Genomic DNA, 17,240 nt, shown 5'->3' with positions numbered 1-17,240 from the left:
TATCCTTATTTACGTTGAGGATTACTCAGCCAAGGCTTTTTTAATTGTTGGCCGTGAGATATTTAATAATTCCGATACTTTTCTTTGCGAAAGTTTTGCGTTAACTAAAAGTTTAGCAATTACTTTCTTATCTTCGAATGGCAATGCTGAGTCATTTTTTGTTGAGTTAATGATTAGTTGATAAGCGAGATCTTTACCGTCAAGAATCGCAATTTTCTTGGACTTTGTTATTTCATTTTTTATTTCACTGTATGACATTCCAGCGAATAAAAAATGAAGGTCAGCGATTCTTTGTTCTTTTGTAATCTGAAGTAAATATTTTTTCACCTGTTCAATATCTGGGTTTTTAAAATCAAGTTTTAACTCAAATCTTCTCCAGACAGCCGGATCTAATAACTCTGGATGATTTGTTGCTGCTATAAGAATTGACGTGCTAGGCCAAGAATCAATAAGTTGAAGCAAGACAGTTAAGAGCCTTTTCAATTCACCAACGTCATGCTCATCAGCTCTTTTTTTAGCAATTGCATCAAATTCATCTAACAAGAGTATACATGGTGTATTTGCAGCATCTTCAAAAACGCTTTTAATATTATGTCCAGTTTTACCTAATAAACTACTCATAATAGAAGCTAAATCAACAATTCTCAAAGGAATATTCATTTTTTTAGCGAGCCATTTTGCAGTCAAGGTCTTACCAACGCCGGGAGGTCCGTTAAATAAAATAGTCTTTATTGGACTTAAACCATGTATTTGTAATTTCTTTGAGTTTTCATGCTCTTTTATAATCTGATGAATTTTGCTTTCGTTTTCATGAGAAAGTACTAACTCATTAATCGATGTGTCAGTATCCTGATTTGCCAAAAATAAGCTATTACCATTTACTGGTTTCAATGGATGCGGGTTGACTCTTTCGGCGGCTACACGAAGTGAACCAGATACTAATTTTTTTAAGGATTTACTTGATTCTGGGTCAGAACTGAGCATCTCATTGCTGAGTAAGTTAGTGATGATTTTTACTTGCTCAAGTTTCCCAGCCAATGAGGCTTCAACTAAGCGAACTAACAGTTTACCATTCATTAAATCACCAACCATCTGTTTTGTAAGTAATTAATATCAGTGTGGTATATTATACATTTTTTATCTCTAAAAGCTTACCATTTTTTCCTACAATTTTTTTTTATAAAAGTCAATTGAAGAAGGGCGATGATTGTGCCAATAGCCTGGCCACAGGCACATAAGTCACAACTAGAAAGGGGGGTATCAGTAGATTTCATTAAAAAAGGATAACTTGCTTAGATGGGGTCAAAATGGTGGTCTATACTTTTTTTTAAAAAAAATAATTCAATTATATTAGTATTTTATGTTTTTTTTCGAGTCCGGCCTTCGAACTCGCTGATGCGCCTGCCAAGCACTGACATCGGATACGGTAACGACCTCTTTTGCTGCGGATGGAATGAGATCGCTTGTCTGCTGCTGACGCTGCTGGTTCAGGCGCAATAAAAGTGTTTTTCTGTCCATAAAAACCTCCCTTAATACGCGCCTGCACGCTGGCTAAATGCCTCACGAAGCACCACCATTAGCGCAGTAGCCTCAGTTTCCTGAATCCCTAACTCTAATGCCTGTTTGAGCGCTGTATGGATATCAGGCGGGTTGGCAATAAGACGACTAATTGTTGTTTGTAATACAAAAGAAAGATGCCCGCTCATCATCCCCAGGCAGCAGGTTTCGATATCGCTGCGCACATCAGACGGCGCGATGCCCTGCTCTTTAGCACAAGCAAAGGCAACAGCCAGCATTGCCTCACAACGTTTTTCAAAACGCTGAACTTCATCCATTTTTTTGAGGACCTGAGCGGCATACTCTTCCGTCGTCTGCTGCTGTCCGGATATCACCCCCCTGCTCAAAAGCCATATTGCGCTCACGCCTTACGCTAGCCGCAGTAGACAGCCCTACCATGCGAAACATGTTTGCCACCCAGCTATCAGCATCTTTCTCATCCTGCCAGCGATGATACTCCCACCAAACTTTATTGGCTTCCGCCGTAGCATGAATCCGTTGGCGAAGTAGTGCTACCTGAACCACGGCAGGGATCGTAACGCGAAACGCTGGTCCCGCCAGATCTAAGGCGGTCCATAGCCCAGTAATCACCCAGCCAATCGGCCCCAGGAAAGAAGCAGCCCCTCGCGCAGCCACAAACGAGGCTGCGGACATCACCACCGTCCGTCCGAGCAGTTGGCTGGCAAAGACGTTGGCAATTAGCGACGCCAAGAGCAAGCTTGAGAAGCGGTTAGACTGCAACTGAGTCATTAATTTCGCTTCTGGGAAAAACATCGTACTGCCCAGAGTGAGATCCATTCTCGCAAGCAGATTTTTGCGTTGAGCTTCATCCATATCGGACCAAGCCTTGCGAGTAATAGCCGCCAGCACTGCCAGTTCGATACGATCAACGCCCCAGTCCTTCTCATACGTCGCGTCAAGCTTACCTCCGCCCAAACAAGTTCACAACGTTGTTTTCCTGCTGTCGCTGATAGTTGTTGATCCGATCTTCCCAGATCTCAAGCGCCCTACGCTTTTCAGTCAGGTAATCATAACGATCATAGTGTTTCGAGCTGACGTCATTCAACGCGTGATTCTGGATACGGTCGCGGATCTCTTTGCTGATCCCCGCTTCTCCCATCAGCGTTTTACAGGTGCGACGTAAATCTCGCGCCGTGAAAACTTTAAGCTCAGGATTAAAGGCCCGAAAATACATAATGGAACGCGCCAGGCTATCAGTGCGTACCGGTCGTTCACCGTTGGTCGAAAGCGGGAAAATATAGGCACTGTTACTTTCCTTAGTCAGGTCTTTCACTGCGGCTAATTCCTGTAGCGCCGATTCAGTCAGCGGGATCAGATGCTCACGTTTGTTTTTCGATACATCGGCAATGACCAGGAGCGTCTTTTGCTGCCAGTCAATCGCGCTCCACTGGCTGGCGATCATTTCAAACGGGCGCTGTCCACCAACATAAGTGCAAAAACGGATTAAGTGCTGCATCAAGGGACCCACTCCTGTTGCCTCTGAGAAATGTTCCATGACAAAACGCAGCTCCTCCAGTGTTAACCAAGTATCTCCGACTTTTTCCGCCGCTGATTGCTTCGGGATAGCCGATACTGGGTTAACCTCAAGACCAAACGTAATCCCCACGCTGGTATTCATCGGATCGTTATCGGCTTTCAGGCCGTAGTTAAATGCCGCCATCAGATAAGAACGAACTCGGTTTGCATGGACAACGGCATCACGCTGGATAATGCCTGAGAGGATGGTTTTGATCTGCAGAGGTGTCACGTCCTTCGCTTTGGTATCACGAGGAATAACGGTGTAGCACTCTCGCTCCATGCGCTTCAATACATCAGCCCACGTCCGCTTGTTGTCGAGCTTCATCTTATTGACGTAACCGTGAACCAGTTCTTTAAACGATCCCTGCGAACGATGAAGCTGCATGATGTGCTGCTCGGCCAGGCGTTGTTGCTCAAGTTCTTGTTGCGGCTCTTTTCCTTCAATAAGCCAGGCACCATACTTTTTCGCCAGCTCATTGGCCGTCACCAGTTTCATCTCAGGCCAGATGCCCAACTGGATGAACTTCTCTTTCTTTCCTTTCTCAACGTAATAACGGAAATAAAAAACCTTACTGCCTGAAGGCTGAACCTTAACACCAAGCCTGCCGGTGCCACGTTGAGCGCTGTTGCTCCACACGTAGTACGCCGTGCTTTTTGTCTTCAATCCACGTATAGCAGTCTCGGTAAGATTAGCGGCCATAAATCTACCTTTATAAGGATGAGCATTACCTGACCCGATGCCAATTTCGGGTCAGGTAACGGGTCAGGTAAGGATGATACAATGAGGATATCAGGCAACCAAACAGAAACAAAATTAACATCATAACTGATTGATTATAGACAATTAAAAATACAAGTAGAGCCAAATACGAACATTTCAAAACATGCCGATTTTATGACTCATAATCGCTTGGTCACTGGTTCAAGTCCAGTAGGGGCCACCAAATTTTAGCTGTTAAATCAGTATATTAAGCCACTTCTTCGAGAGTGGCTTTTTTGTTTTAGGGGATTTTTTTGTTTTTGGGGCTAATGCCCCCAAAGTGCCGCCAGCCACCAGATCTGCGGTTCGCGACGACAGTTTGGTGCTTTACCTATTAACCGGCTTTACCTATTTACCTATTTACCTATTTTATCGGCTTAACCGGCGATCTCTGGTTTTTACAATTTAGTCTTGCAGGCCTATCTCTCGTTACGAACCTTCTGCGCGGTAGCACTTCTCATACAGTTTGCCCTGGACGTAATACCAGAGTTCGTTATCCGAAATAACTTGTATTGCCTCCGGCTGCCCGCTCCCCAACACATGGTAATAAATGCTGCCGTCTTCTTTCTTGGCATAGAAAATTTCGTGTCCCGGACGCTGTAGCGATAACAGGTTGGCGTCCCTCGTCATCTCAAGGTGCTCAACCTTGCTGTCAAACATCTGATTTTCGCATACATAATCACTGGCCGATGCCTGGAAAACACATAACGACATCGCAGCCATACCCAACTTCCACAACATTATATTTCTCCCTAACACGGATAGGCTTCCTGAGATAAAAGCTATCACAATGATAAAAAATAATAACCTAAACGAAAGCTTTAATATAAATACCTACATTTAATAATACATCTTGCTTATATCTCATCTGCCAAACACCCTTAAATCAGATTTTTTCCCATTTTTTGTCCTATATTTATACGTGATATTAACCTGTGCAATGGAGCCCTGTGTTTGGGAGATAATATGAAAAAGAAAATCTTGGTTGTTGTCACCAGCGTTGAGAAATACCCTACTCTTGAGCGCGCAACCGGCCTGTGGCTTGGTGAAGCAGTGCATTTTGTGAAAAAACTGCAGAATGCTGGCTATGAAATTGACTATGTCAGCCCCAAAGGCGGCTACACGCCAATTGACCCCCACAGCCTGAGCATGGCAGATAAAACCGATTGGGAGTGGTATCAAAACAAGGACTTTATGAATAAGCTCGGCGCAACGCTGAAGCCAGAAGAAATTAAACCGGAAGATTATGACGTTATTTATTATGCCGGCGGCCACGGCGTCGTGTGGGACTTCCCGGATAATAAGCCGCTGCAAGAGATCAGCCGTAAAATATATGAAAATGGCGGCATTGTCTCGTCAGTATGTCACGGTGCCGTTGGCCTGCTGAATATTAAACTGTCAGACGGTTCTCTGCTGATTAAAGATAAAACCGTCACCGGCTTCAGTAATGAAGAAGAAAAGCTGGCTGAGCTGGATAAATATGTCCCGTATTTGACCGAAACTGAAATGGTTAAACGCGGCGCTCAGTACCAAAAAGCAGACAAAGCATGGGACGCTTTCGCCGTAGCTGATCGTCGGGTGATTACCGGTCAGAATCCAGCCTCTGGCGGTGCGGTTGCCGACGAAGTGCTGAAAGCTCTCGGCAAATAAGTACAACTCGTGCGGTTTGATCCGCCGTGATAATAAGCCACTCTCTGCGAGTGGCTTATGAGTTTCTATCCGCTATATCATTGCCTCAATATCATCAATTCTGGCTCATCTTAATGAAATCTGAAGCCTTAAAAACCCGCTTACGCGGGCTTATGAATAATGACATCACTTTGGATAATTAACTTTTGCAGTCGTTAATCCGTACATCGTTTTTATAGATACAGTTTGAAACCAGTTTGCCTTCTTCATTCCAGACCTGCGAAGCGCCCTCCTGTTTACCAGCAACATAATTTGTCACCATCTCTTTTTTACCATCCGCATACCAGCGTTTTACGGCACCGTTCAATTCACCGTCTTTATAAGGTTTTTCTTCTTTCAACTGGCCGTTGGAATGCCACTGTTTCAGAACGCCAACCTCTTTATGATCGTTATCCCACTGCCATTGCAGGGTTTGCACGCCCTCTTCATTCCATTGACCCAGGCTACGCTGCGCGCCTTTAACGTAAAAGTCTTTGCTTTCAACCTTACCATTTGGGTAATAGCTGATAGACCAACCTTCCAGCTTGCCGTCTGCGAATACCTGTTCATTACGTAAGGTGCCATCTTCGTAATAGCTTTTCGTCGGCCCATGCGGCTGCCCTTTTACATAGGGGTTGCTGCTGCGCACTTTTCCATTCGGGTAATATTCCAGATTAGTGCCGTCAAAAACGCCGCCCCGATAACTAAATTTGGCGGATAACTTACCCTTTTCGTCATAGCTCTCATCAATACCATCAACCGGTTTATCATTATGGAAAGTGCTGGATGTCGCCTTGCGCCCGTTCTCATGATAAAGAGTGGTTAAACCCTCACGTAAGCCATTGGCGTCTAAGCTGCTGTCTACGCTGACTTTGCCATTGCTGAAGTAGGTTTTATAGGGATGAACCATTTTGCCGGAAGCAAAATCTTCCGCATCAATATAACCTTCAACGTGTAGTTTGCCGGTGTTGACGTCGTAGACTTCCATTTTCCAGGCCTTCAGCTTTTGGTCATAAGGCATTGGCATTTTTTGTACGTACTGAGCGTCAGCTTCTCTTACCGGCTCCAGTTCTTCACTCAGATAAAGCATGCCTTTAGTAACCGCTTTAGGAGCAAACTCTGGGCAAGTTTGAGCATTGCAATCGTCAGCGCCGTGTACCATGGCTACGCTGCCCTGACAGTCAGCCAGAAACATCAGCATTGGAGTTTGATCGTCCATCAACGCTTTGAGCTTGCCCGCAACTGAGCCAAACTCTTTGGCTGGCGCGCCGATAGACTCCGGCGTGATGTAGGCAATATTGTTTCCGCAGGCGTGCTTGGAAGACAGCGTTAACCGCAGCGCCGGGCCGCTGTAATCCATACTTGCCGGTAATTTTGCGTTGGCCTCCATGCCAACAATAATCGCAGGATGGTGAGTTTCCAAACGCGCAGCCGCTGGCCACATTAATGCGATGCTCAGTGCCGAACCCACGCAAAGATTCCAGTGTTTCATTGACTTTCAGTTCCCTCTAAGGTGCCGTTTACGGCTAATTTAAGTGCCAAGCTGCTGGCATATCGAACGCAATGTCCGAGTTACTCTCAGCAGCGCTATACAGGCTGCTAATTTTTATAGTGCTATTCTATTCGTTGGCGATATTCATATAACCAGTCAATTCCAGATAACCAAAGAATAGAGCGCAATAATGTGAATTATTTATGATTACGATGCAGAAACGCACGAATGACCAACGTGCCGTGCACCGTGAGCATGCTCAGCACGATTAGTGCCAGCCAGAACGCACCTATTACCTGCCAGGGATGTTCCTCGGGCTGCACCAATACCACAGGAATAGCGTCTTTTGATAAGCCGGTAGCGCCAATAAAGGACACATGATGCTCACCGGCGCTGCTTGCCTGCGAACGGAAAAAAGCCAGAGTGGGCAGCCATCCCCCCACTTTCTCAGGTGGTTGCACCAACAGGTCTTCCCGATTCAATCCCACAATTTTTACCGCATGTTCACTGGGAACAAAGGACGCGACCTGTTTACGCAGCACCGGACGTATATAAATCCCCATGGCATCCGCGCTTTGATCCAACATTTCGACTTTATGATTACTGGGGAATGCCGCAGGCTGCTCAAACGCCCCCAACTCTGACATTGCCAGTAGGTCATACCAATCGTCTGATTCCGTGCCGTAAGCGTCGTTAATGCTGATTCTCAGGCGATCTTTCATATAGTTACAATCAACGTTGGTACAAGCAGTGTTAATCATTGCCAACGCCTGAGGAATATTTGCCAAAAAACCATAATGGGTATCATCAACATAGAATTCACCGGTCGCCAGACGCGCCACGGTCTCATCCAACGGAATGATCGGTAACGGGTGCGGAGCATCCCAAATCAGGCGGCTACAGTCTGCATAGACTTCGCGATACGGCTTTTGTGAGCGAGTTTCGTCGGTGACGTTAATGGTTTCAGGTAAAATCATTTCACAGCGCGCTGTCCCTTCCACCGTAACCCGCTCTCCCGGCGGCAACTGAGCGTCCCGTAAAGCCGTAGAAGAAGTAAAATGAACCGGTTCGCTACCTGCAAGTTGATGATAACCCAGGGCAATCCGAGCTAAAGGCGCCCGCCATTCGTTCCACGCCACGCCCAGTACCAGCAACGCCACAATCATGATGGAAACATGATGGCGCCAGAACCTTGGCCTAACGTTATTCATTCCCTGATCGATAGCCCGACCATTGAAACGTAGAACGGTAAAATCTTCGGTACTGAGATGAACCTCAACCTCACCGGCAGGTGCCGTTACAGCGCCCCAGGATTCAGGGAATACCAGCAGCAGGTGGTCTCCCAGCCATAGCAAACCCTCCTGCTCATACACTTTCCCTCGCATAATGTTCACCGCGCCAGGAAGGCCGCGACGACGCAGCAGCAGGAAATACCCGAGCGGCAGAAGGCACGCAGCAGCCCCCCACCAGGCGATGATCCACTCGGTGGTCAATGTGCTGGCCAGTAATGCTCCTAAACCTAGCAGAATCAGAAACGTAGGAAAAATACGCCAGCCGGAACCTTTGCGCAGAATAAATTCACTTTCGGTTTCTTTGCGCTGCCTGATTAGCTTGATTGGCTCGCTGGAAGAATCTTCTGCAATCGTTCCCGGCGTACCCTTGGCCCAGTTCTCCCGCACGGTTTCAGCGCCGATAAGACGCTCCAGTCCCTCTTCAATCCTGAAACTGTTGTTGAGGGAAACAACCAACCCAATGTTGCCGATAAAAATCACTTCTGCCCGATTATGGGGCTGTAGAAACGCATCTGAGTCAAAGGGTAAATACACCTCGACGCCACCCAGAGTTTCATGCTTTACCTGCCCGCCGCCGCTCAAACCGTGGCTGGAATACTCACCTTCGATAATCCGCACGTCATGATTATTCAGATCAGACAGATTTGGCGGCTGGCGAAATGGATCCAATAGCAGCAGCTTATCCGTCACCGGGCCGAAAGTTATCTCTATCGCGGCGAGTTCCGCGCTGGTCAGGCTGCGCACGACAGGAAGTTGACGAGCCTGCCGCAGTTTAAAGCGATCGCGAAAACGCCTACCGCCATAGATCAGAACAGAAATAAGGGAAATAGCGCAGATAACCAACGGCAAAAACTCGTTAAAACTCATAATCCTTTACGACTCCAGCTTCCATGCTCAATAAAATGTTATCGGCTACACAGAAAAATCTAAGACCGGTATCGGCGCATTACCGAAACACTTGAACCTTTTCTATCAATGGATAGAGAGGAAATATTCTATAAGCGGCTAATTTAACCGACACATTTATTTACACGGCGCATATTATCAGTTCCTGACAATACCGAAAGTTATCCTTTTCTTTGGTTCTCATCTTTTATTCCTTATTTTTTATAAGGATAAACAAGTCTTTTCAGCCCTATCTGCGCTTTCACCACCTTTATGTTCAAAAAAACGATAACCTGCGGCGCTCCTTAAAACCGCATATTCATGACGGCTATCACATTCGCTACAGAGAAATTTCCCAAGCCAGACCACAGCGTCTAGATTGAAATAAAAATCTCATCCGACCACTTGCCCGAGAAGCTGCGAGGAGGGGAAATAATAATAACAATTTGGTGGTATCTAATATCACCAAAGCACTCGATGGAGACTGCAATGATCGCTTATCCCAACCTGCTCGCCCCGCTGGACCTCGGCTTTACTACACTAAAAAACCGCGTTCTGATGGGCTCCATGCATACCGGGCTGGAAGAACTACCCGATGGACCTGAACGTATGGCTCGGTTTTATGCCGAACGGGCAGCTGCTGGCGTTGGCCTAATCGTGACCGGCGGTATCGCGCCCAATAAAAAAGGGGTGGTTTATCAAGGCGGTTCGATGCTGAGCGATGAAGGTCAGGTGGCTCATCATCAAATTGTCACCGATGCCGTTCATCAGGCTGGAGGGAAAATAGCGCTGCAAATTCTTCACGCTGGACGCTATAGCTACCAAAAACAGCCCGTAGCTCCTTCTGCCCTGCAAGCGCCAATCAATCCTTTTTCACCTCAGGCACTTACTACGGAAGAAATTGAACAGACCATCGCGGATTTTGCTCGCTGCGCGCGGTTGGCTCAGCTGGCGGGCTATGATGGCGTCGAAATCATGGGCTCAGAAGGTTATCTGATTAATCAGTTCCTCGCCGCTCGCACCAATCAACGTACCGATGAATGGGGCGGAAGTTTTGAAAAACGGATGCGTTTTGCCGTGGAAATTGTGCAGGCAGTGCGTCAGGCAACCGGTGAGAAATTTATACTGATCTATCGGTTATCCATGCTGGATCTGGTAGATGAAGGCTCAGACTGGCATGAAATAGAACAACTGGCGCTGGCAATTGAACAAGCCGGAGCCACTCTGATTAACACCGGTATTGGCTGGCATGAAGCCCGGATTCCGACCATCGCCACCATGGTGCCACGCGCCGGATTTAGCTGGGTAACGCGCAAGTTAATGGGCAAAGTCACGATCCCATTGATCACCACCAATCGCATTAACGATCCGGCGGTCGCAGAAAAAGTGCTGGCCGACGGCTGTGCCGATATGGTTTCCATGGCACGCCCTTTCCTCGCCGATCCGGAATTTGTCCGAAAAGCGGCAGAAAACCGAGCGGACGAAATCAATACCTGTATCGGCTGCAATCAGGCCTGTCTGGATCAGATATTTGAAGGCAAGCTGACCTCTTGTCTGGTTAATCCTCGCGCCTGCCGCGAAAGCGAGATGCCGATACAAGTGACACCCGTACCCAAGCGCCTGGCCGTTATTGGCTCTGGCCCTGCCGGTCTGGCTTTTGCGACTACCGCAGCCAGCCGCGGGCATCAGGTGACCTTATATGACGCAGCCGACCGCATCGGTGGGCAATTCAATATCGCCCGACAGATTCCTGGCAAAGAAGAATTTAACGAAACTTTGCGTTATTTCCGGCGACAGCTTGAAATTCAAGGCGTGAATACGATGCTAGGGAAGCATATTCAGGCTGCGGAACTGGCAGAGTTTGACGAAGTTATTCTGGCCTGTGGCATTGTGCCACGCTTACCCGTTATTGAGGGAATCGAGCACCCGAAGGTTCTCACTTATCTCGATGTATTGCGTGATAAAAAACCGGTTGGTCAACGAGTGGCTATTATCGGCGCTGGCGGTATCGGCTTTGATACGGCGGAATACCTCAGTCAATCCGGGGAATCGACCAGCCTGAACAGTGAGGCTTTCAACGCCGAATGGGGAATTGACCAAAGCTTGAATCACCGCGGAGGTTTGGCTCCTCAAGGCCCCGAACTATCGCCTTCTCCACGCCAAATTTTCCTGTTGCAACGTAAAGCGAGCAAAGTGGGCGAAGGATTGGGAAAAACCACCGGTTGGATTCACCGCACCAGCCTGACCATGCGTGGCGTAAAAATGCTGAATGGCGTGAGCTATGACCGGATTGATGATGAAGGTTTACACATGACCCGCGGCGAGCAATCGACCTGTCTGCCGGTGGATAACGTGATTATTTGTGCCGGACAGGAGCCACGCAGAGAACTGTATCAACCGCTGCTGGATATGGGGAAAAAGGTGCATTTAATCGGTGGAGCAGACGTGGCTGCCGAGTTGGATGCACGGCGCGCCATCGATCAGGGCACGCGATTGGCTTTAGCTATCTAATATTGCGGATCAAAAAGGGGAGCCTCAGCTCCCCTCTGCACGATTAAAAATCGCTGTAAGACATATCCAGGCTGCCTGAGCCGCCGCCCTCGGAACGAGAGCTGGAGCTGGTTTTCACCGCTTTCAATACGACAAATTTCTGATTGGAATCGATGGTTTCACAGTTACCAAACAGGCGATTCAGCTTATGGTAGTAGTCCAAATGACGGTTACCAACAATCATTAGCTCACCACCGGTTTTCAGGCAACGTTTCGCATCACAAAACATCTGCCAGGCGACGTGATCACTGACGGTATGTTGTTGATGGAAAGGAGGATTACAGAAGACCATCTGCAAACTTTCACGTTCTACGCCAGCAAGACCGTGGCTCACCATAAACTCGCAGCGCGCCAGATCCTGCGGCAAATTGCGCTCAATATTCAAACGGCTGGAAGCCACCGCCATATAAGACTCATCCACGAACAGCATTTCTGCATCCGGATTCTGCTCAACGGCAATCAGCCCGACCACGCCGTTCCCACAGCCCAGATCGGCCATTTTTCCACTCAGATTGTACGGCAGGTTTTCCATAAAGAAACGCGCGCCGATATCCAGATTGTTGCGAGAGAAAACGTTAGCGTGATTATGAATTACATAATCAGTGCCGCCCAGCTTCCAATCGGTGGTTTCAGGTGTTTCTGTCAGCGGTAAATCAGCCACTTCACAGTGAATCAGTCGTGCTTTTTTCCATGCCAGGCTGGTTTTGGTTGGGCCTAAAATACGCTCAAACAGCTGCAAAGTAGAATTGTGTACGTCACGGGCTTTGGCGCCAGCAATAATAATGGTATCGGGAGCCACCACGCGACGCAGCGCCTGAAGTTGATGTTCCAGTAATGCCAACGCTTTAGGAATCTTAATCACAACCAACGCCGGAGCCTCAGGTAAGGCATCCATACTGCTCAGCAAAGTCACCGCGTTATCATCCAGACGGTTCAAATGCAGATTGTGCGCGGTACCCAACTGGCTCATATAAGAATCGCTGACGCTATACGGGTTGGACGCGTGTAATGCACAGGCCAAAGCACCAAATTGATCGTTGAACAGCAGCACCGGGCGTCCGCCAACTTTACTGATGTCGATGTTTTTTAACAGATATTCATCTGCTGCTTCCCACGCCTGTAGGTTGCTGGAATCTTCCTGCTGTGGGAAACGTTCAAGTCTTAGGCTTTGCGTTTCCAGATCGAGTTGGCTCATCGCCGCTCCTGAATGATAAATTTGGGCTGTTTATCCCCTAAAAAGGGCGATCAGTAAATTGTTTTTTCGTGAATAAGGGTTTTATTGATACTGGGCTAACCAGAGGGGAATTCTTCTTATAGTTATATTATTGATGCATAGAGATATATTTAAATAACGAATAAACCTCAAAAAATTCTACAGTTTATCCCATTTTTAGTTCTCTAAGGATATTGCAGCTATCAAATCGAAATAGGCAAATATACAATCCGCCAACTTATTACAATCGGAAAGGTTATATAGTCAATACCGATAATACATTATTAATGAAACAAATTAAAGAACTAATTAATGGGAAACTGCCTGTGCAATTTTCTATGCTTATCCAGCAATATAACCACGGAAGGTACTCACTCATGGATCTATTCAGCGCTTTGCCCTACACAATCCCGCCAAGTTCGCGTTTATACCAAACTCAACACTCTAAAGCCTTTCATCGTAATTGGTGTGCCAGAGGCATTGCCATTGCGCTGTTGGCAATGAGTAGTGCTAACGCCAGCACGACTTCTTGGGCTTCTCTGCCGACCTTCGAGCCACCTAGCGCACTGAGCATTCAGCCTCAGGCTGTTTACTTGTCAGCAGCTACTCCCCATTGGCCTACTGCAACTCCGCGCTGGCCTGCTGCTGCTCCCCGTTGGCCTGCCAGTCGAATCGATACTCCTGTCAATGATGTTGTGGAAATCATCACTTCTGGTGTTGAACATATTCATGAGTTCCTGATCAAAGAATTCAACAATGAACTTTATCTACAATTTAAGATTGCAGGTGCTCTATCCTCTATAACGCCACTTAATCATTTATCTCCTGCGTTAGGAATTAATGTTACTGATGATCTTATTACAGAAGAAAACATTTATAACCATATCAATAGCTCGGCCAGTTCCAAATCTATTGATGCATCTTCAGATGAAGATATGAATCAAAACAAAACAACCGAAGTAGCGGTTAATACCCCCCCTCAGCATGTTGATGTCGTTCCCAACGACGTAATACACCCGGTTGTGATTAATCCAAATTTGAATAACGATATCTGGACAATAGATGATGAGTCCATCATTGAAAGTTTATCTTTGAGCAATAACTCAAAAATAGTCATTTTGCCCAGCAGCGAACTGGGGAGTTATATTTTTTACATGAACCAGTACCAATCTGATAATAGCCAAAATGAAATACACTTCCACACACAAATTGGTAATAACGAATACCCAGGTGGATATCTTTGGATTAATAGTGACAGCGCAGGCACAACTTTTGTCACTATCCATAATCACCGAGTCAACGAATCAATAAATAAACACGATCAGGATATTCAACTCATAGAGGTTTCAGGCGAAATAAAAGGCAACTTTATTCAGCGTGGTCGCGTTATATCCGGCGCTTATGATTATCGATTGTTACGCGACGGGCCAGCTGGCAAAAGCTGGTATCTCACCAATAAGGTCTCCCTGGATCCTAAAGTGGCAAACTCTACCGCACGGGTGTACCGCCCAGAAGCGGCAGGTTATATAGCCAACCAGATAGCCGCTAACAAACTCTTTATCAGCGATATTCACGATCGCTTTAATCAAACCGATTATGTAGATCCTCTCAGCGGCCAGAAAATGACGCCCCCAATGTGGATGAAAACATCCGCAGGTATTCATCGTTTTAAGGATTCATCGGGCCAGTTGGCCAGTAAATCCACATATTCCTCTATTCAGTTAGGCGATATCTTGAACCAATGGTCAACCAACGATAACGATGTTGGATACTTTGGTATTACTGGCGGATATGGAAAGGCCAATGCTAATAGCGAATCGAATATTACCGGTTATCGCGCCCATTCCAACACTCACGGATATAACTTGGGGCTTTACACCACATGGTTTGCCGATCGCTCCACTAAGCTAGGTGCCTATATTGATATTCTGGGGCAATATAGCTGGTTTAAAAATAGCGTCGAAACCCAGGGAGAAGGTAATGAATCATATAAAAGTAAGGGATTTACTACCTCTATAGAAACTGGTTTTAAACACCCACTGATTGATCAGGAACAGTTTGGTTTATTTATCCAACCTAAAGCTCAGGCCGTTTGGCAGGGAATTAAAGCTAAAAATCATGTTGATGCTTATGGCACGCTGATTTCACCTAAAGACAACCACCATTGGATGACAAACGTCGGCTTACGCAGTTATATGCAGATCAACTCTGGCACGCTGTCGGAGAAACGCACACTGTCAGTCAAACCTTATCTGGAGACAAACTGGATCCATAATAGCAAAGCTGCGGGAATCATTATGGATAACGCAAAAATTGATCGTTCGGGTGGAAAGCATATCGCAGAAGTTAAGTTAGGTATTGAAGGCATCTTTAATAAAGATCTTAACATCTGGGGTAATTTAGGCCATCAAATGGGCAAACAAGGCTACTCTGACACCAATGCGGGTCTTGGCATGAAATACCAATTCTAAACGGCCTCCAGTGCCGGGCGCGCACTCAAAACGCTATCCCGGCCTTGGTGCATTTTTGTTTAATTTAGCTGAAAACGGTACTATCGGCTGATTACTTCCAACGTAAAGCCATCATCGTTAAAATCCTAACGGTGAGGCTTATCAGCCAGAGCATACTCAGATGCAGGAATTGACCTATCTGCAAGGTTATCCCGAACAGTTGCAAACCCAGGTTCGTCAGTTAATCACCGAACAACGTTTGGGGCAGGTTCTTCGCAGCCGTTATCCTCAACCGCATGATTACAATACGGATAAGTCACTTTATCAGTACACCATGGATCTGAAGAACCAGTACCTGCGTAACGCTCAACCGCTGAGCAAAGTGGCTTACGACAGCAAAATCCAAGTAATGAAACACGCATTGGGGCTACATACCGCCATTTCACGGATTCAGGGAGGGAAATTAAAAGCCAAGGCTGAAATTCGCGTAGCGACGGTATTTAAAAATGCGCCTGAGCCTTTCCTGAAAATGATTGTGGTGCATGAATTGGCGCACTTAAAAGAAAAAGAGCACAACAAAGCCTTTTATAGCCTGTGTTGTCACATGGAACCGCAATATCATCAGTTAGAGTTCGATACCCGGCTTTATCTGACCCAATTATCTCTGTTTGGCGATATTTACTAACCGCTTAATTGACCTAACGGCATCAATAAATTCTCATCGTCAGCCCTTTTTCTGGCGGCGGTTCAATGACTGACACAGTACACAGATACGGAGCTTTTATGATTCGCTTTGCTGTTATTGGCACAAACTGGATTACCGAACGGTTTATTGATGCCGCCCACGCAAGTGGCAAGATGTCGTTGGCTGCGGTCTACTCACGTCAATTGGAGCAGGCGCAAAATTTCGGCAATAAATTTGGGGTCAGCGCCTGTTTTCATTCTCTGGAACACCTAGCCCAGAGCAACGAGGTAGATGCGGTTTATATCGCCAGCCCCAACTCTCTGCACTATTCCCAAGCCTTGCTGTTACTCAGTCATAAAAAGCACGTAATTTGCGAAAAATCTCTGGCCTCTAATCTGGCCGAGGTTGAAGCCTTAATTGCCTGCGCCAAAAAATATCAGGTCATACTCTTCGAAGCGTTTAAAACTGCCTATTTGCCTAATTTTATTCAGCTGCAAAATGCGTTGCCCAAGTTAGGCCAGTTACGCAAAGCCTTTATCAATTTTTGCCAGTATTCCTCTCGCTATCAGCGTTATTTAAATGGCGAAAATCCTAATACCTTCAATCCCGCTTTTTCTAACGGCTCGATTATGGATATCGGCTATTACTGTCTGGCAAGCGCCATCGCGCTATGGGGAGAACCTCAGAGCGTACAGGCTAGCGCCACTCTGCTGCCCAGCGGAGTCGACGCTCACGGTACGGTCTGCCTGAATTACGGTGAATTCGACGTCGTATTATTCCATTCCAAAGTCAGCCAATCTCATATTCCTAGCGAAATTCAGGGCGAAGACGGCACGCTAGTTATTGAAAGAATCTCTGAGTGCCACAGCATCACCTATACTCCAAGAGGTCAGGAGATACAGGATCTGACGCTACCGCAGTATGAAAATAATATGAGGTATGAAGCTGAAGCCTTCGCCGATTTGATTGCTAAAAATCAGGTTGAGCATCCAGGTTTAGCGCTTTCAGTCAGCACCGCGCGCCTTCAAACTGAAATTCGTCGCCAGACTGGCGTAGTTTTCCCTGCGGATTCGCAGCAAGCATCATCATTAAAATGAATAGGTGTGATTGACCAACGCCCTCTTTTGAATTAATTTTGGTGCTGCAAAG

Annotated in this window: 14 protein-coding genes; 5 read left to right on the top strand and 9 right to left on the bottom strand. The window is 46.6% G+C overall.

Features of this window, described 5'->3' with window-relative positions:
• Positions 1-21: 21 nt before the first annotated feature.
• The 6 genes from DBA33_RS04680 to DBA33_RS04665 form a co-directional block, all read right to left on the bottom strand.
• A complete protein-coding gene (locus DBA33_RS04680) occupies positions 22-1,077 on the bottom strand; it encodes an ATP-binding protein (protein WP_162975159.1) in 1,056 nt (351 codons plus the stop codon).
• A gap of 273 nt (positions 1,078-1,350) precedes the next feature.
• The gene (locus DBA33_RS20615; protein WP_162975157.1) at positions 1,351-1,518 is read right to left on the bottom strand and encodes a hypothetical protein; all 168 of its coding nucleotides are present in this window, start codon (positions 1,516-1,518) and stop codon (positions 1,351-1,353) included.
• Positions 1,519-1,529: 11 nt separating this feature from the next.
• Positions 1,530-1,835 carry a hypothetical protein gene (locus DBA33_RS20875; RefSeq protein ID WP_240442679.1) on the bottom strand — a complete coding sequence of 102 codons (306 nt, stop codon included), beginning with the start codon at positions 1,833-1,835 and terminating at the stop codon, positions 1,530-1,532.
• Complete coding sequence (locus DBA33_RS04675; protein ID WP_240442678.1) at positions 1,828-2,493, bottom strand: ubiquinol-cytochrome C chaperone family protein; 666 nt, start codon at positions 2,491-2,493, stop codon at positions 1,828-1,830. Before DBA33_RS04675 ends, DBA33_RS20875 begins: the two co-directional genes overlap by 8 nt.
• A complete protein-coding gene (locus DBA33_RS04670; RefSeq protein WP_120805696.1) occupies positions 2,480-3,796 on the bottom strand; it encodes a site-specific integrase in 1,317 nt (438 codons plus the stop codon). The genes DBA33_RS04675 and DBA33_RS04670 overlap by 14 nt, the downstream gene beginning before the upstream one ends.
• A 489-nt stretch (positions 3,797-4,285) precedes the next feature.
• Entirely contained in the window at positions 4,286-4,597 is a 312-nt protein-coding gene (locus DBA33_RS04665) for a hypothetical protein (protein ID WP_064515264.1), read from the bottom strand.
• Between the two features lie 225 nt (positions 4,598-4,822).
• On the opposite strand from DBA33_RS04665, the gene DBA33_RS04660 reads away from it, so the two are divergent.
• Positions 4,823-5,506, top strand: coding sequence for a type 1 glutamine amidotransferase domain-containing protein (locus DBA33_RS04660; protein ID WP_064515266.1), 684 nt, complete (start codon positions 4,823-4,825; stop codon positions 5,504-5,506).
• A 178-nt stretch (positions 5,507-5,684) separates the two neighbouring features.
• On the opposite strand, the gene DBA33_RS04655 is transcribed toward DBA33_RS04660, so the two are convergent.
• Both DBA33_RS04655 and DBA33_RS04650 read right to left on the bottom strand, forming a co-directional pair.
• The gene (locus DBA33_RS04655) at positions 5,685-7,016 is read right to left on the bottom strand and encodes a toxin-antitoxin system YwqK family antitoxin (RefSeq protein ID WP_064515268.1); all 1,332 of its coding nucleotides are present in this window, start codon (positions 7,014-7,016) and stop codon (positions 5,685-5,687) included.
• A 197-nt stretch (positions 7,017-7,213) separates the two neighbouring features.
• Positions 7,214-9,175 (bottom strand): IgaA/UmoB family intracellular growth attenuator, encoded by a 1,962-nt coding sequence (locus tag DBA33_RS04650; protein ID WP_120805694.1) that lies wholly within the window; start codon positions 9,173-9,175, stop codon positions 7,214-7,216.
• 507 nt (positions 9,176-9,682) lie between these two features.
• Here DBA33_RS04650 and DBA33_RS04645 point away from each other — a divergent pair.
• Positions 9,683-11,704, top strand: a complete 2,022-nt coding sequence (locus DBA33_RS04645) for an NADPH-dependent 2,4-dienoyl-CoA reductase (RefSeq protein ID WP_064515272.1) — start codon at positions 9,683-9,685, stop codon at positions 11,702-11,704.
• 43 nt (positions 11,705-11,747) lie between these two features.
• Here DBA33_RS04645 and rlmG read toward each other — a convergent pair whose 3' ends face one another.
• A complete protein-coding gene (gene rlmG, locus DBA33_RS04640; protein ID WP_064515274.1) occupies positions 11,748-12,938 on the bottom strand; it encodes a 23S rRNA (guanine(1835)-N(2))-methyltransferase RlmG in 1,191 nt (396 codons plus the stop codon).
• 395 nt (positions 12,939-13,333) lie between these two features.
• Between rlmG and DBA33_RS04635 the strand changes: the two genes are divergently transcribed.
• The 3 genes from DBA33_RS04635 (at position 13,334) to DBA33_RS04625 (ending at position 17,188) form a co-directional block, all read left to right on the top strand.
• Positions 13,334-15,427 carry an autotransporter outer membrane beta-barrel domain-containing protein gene (locus tag DBA33_RS04635; protein ID WP_162975158.1) on the top strand — a complete coding sequence of 698 codons (2,094 nt, stop codon included), beginning with the start codon at positions 13,334-13,336 and terminating at the stop codon, positions 15,425-15,427.
• Between the two features lie 160 nt (positions 15,428-15,587).
• Positions 15,588-16,091 (top strand): M48 family metallopeptidase, encoded by a 504-nt coding sequence (locus DBA33_RS04630; RefSeq protein ID WP_064515277.1) that lies wholly within the window; start codon positions 15,588-15,590, stop codon positions 16,089-16,091.
• Between the two features lie 98 nt (positions 16,092-16,189).
• Entirely contained in the window at positions 16,190-17,188 is a 999-nt protein-coding gene (locus tag DBA33_RS04625; RefSeq protein ID WP_064515280.1) for a Gfo/Idh/MocA family oxidoreductase, read from the top strand.
• Positions 17,189-17,240: the final 52 nt, after the last annotated feature.

The organism is Yersinia sp. IP36721, from assembly GCF_003634395.1.
In the GTDB taxonomy this organism is placed as follows: domain Bacteria; phylum Pseudomonadota; class Gammaproteobacteria; order Enterobacterales; family Enterobacteriaceae; genus Yersinia; species Yersinia entomophaga.
Note: the sequence above shows the minus strand (reverse complement) of the source record. Positions and strands in the feature narration are given on the sequence as shown.

What these genes read in the sequence shown, in the direction of transcription:
- DBA33_RS04650 (WP_120805694.1), bottom strand. Translation starts at nt 9,175, where the DNA reads ATGAGTTTTAACGAGTTTTTGCCGTTGGTTATCTGCGCTATTTCCCTT.
- DBA33_RS04670 (WP_120805696.1), bottom strand. Translation starts at nt 3,796, where the DNA reads ATGGCCGCTAATCTTACCGAGACTGCTATACGTGGATTGAAGACAAAA.
- DBA33_RS04645 (WP_064515272.1), top strand. Translation starts at nt 9,683, where the DNA reads ATGATCGCTTATCCCAACCTGCTCGCCCCGCTGGACCTCGGCTTTACT.
- DBA33_RS04625 (WP_064515280.1), top strand. Translation starts at nt 16,190, where the DNA reads ATGATTCGCTTTGCTGTTATTGGCACAAACTGGATTACCGAACGGTTT.
- DBA33_RS04665 (WP_064515264.1), bottom strand. Translation starts at nt 4,597, where the DNA reads ATGTTGTGGAAGTTGGGTATGGCTGCGATGTCGTTATGTGTTTTCCAG.
- DBA33_RS04660 (WP_064515266.1), top strand. Translation starts at nt 4,823, where the DNA reads ATGAAAAAGAAAATCTTGGTTGTTGTCACCAGCGTTGAGAAATACCCT.
- DBA33_RS20615 (WP_162975157.1), bottom strand. Translation starts at nt 1,518, where the DNA reads ATGGACAGAAAAACACTTTTATTGCGCCTGAACCAGCAGCGTCAGCAG.
- DBA33_RS04680 (WP_162975159.1), bottom strand. Translation starts at nt 1,077, where the DNA reads ATGAATGGTAAACTGTTAGTTCGCTTAGTTGAAGCCTCATTGGCTGGG.
- DBA33_RS04630 (WP_064515277.1), top strand. Translation starts at nt 15,588, where the DNA reads ATGCAGGAATTGACCTATCTGCAAGGTTATCCCGAACAGTTGCAAACC.
- rlmG (WP_064515274.1), bottom strand. Translation starts at nt 12,938, where the DNA reads ATGAGCCAACTCGATCTGGAAACGCAAAGCCTAAGACTTGAACGTTTC.
- DBA33_RS04655 (WP_064515268.1), bottom strand. Translation starts at nt 7,016, where the DNA reads ATGAAACACTGGAATCTTTGCGTGGGTTCGGCACTGAGCATCGCATTA.
- DBA33_RS04635 (WP_162975158.1), top strand. Translation starts at nt 13,334, where the DNA reads ATGGATCTATTCAGCGCTTTGCCCTACACAATCCCGCCAAGTTCGCGT.
- DBA33_RS20875 (WP_240442679.1), bottom strand. Translation starts at nt 1,835, where the DNA reads ATGGATGAAGTTCAGCGTTTTGAAAAACGTTGTGAGGCAATGCTGGCT.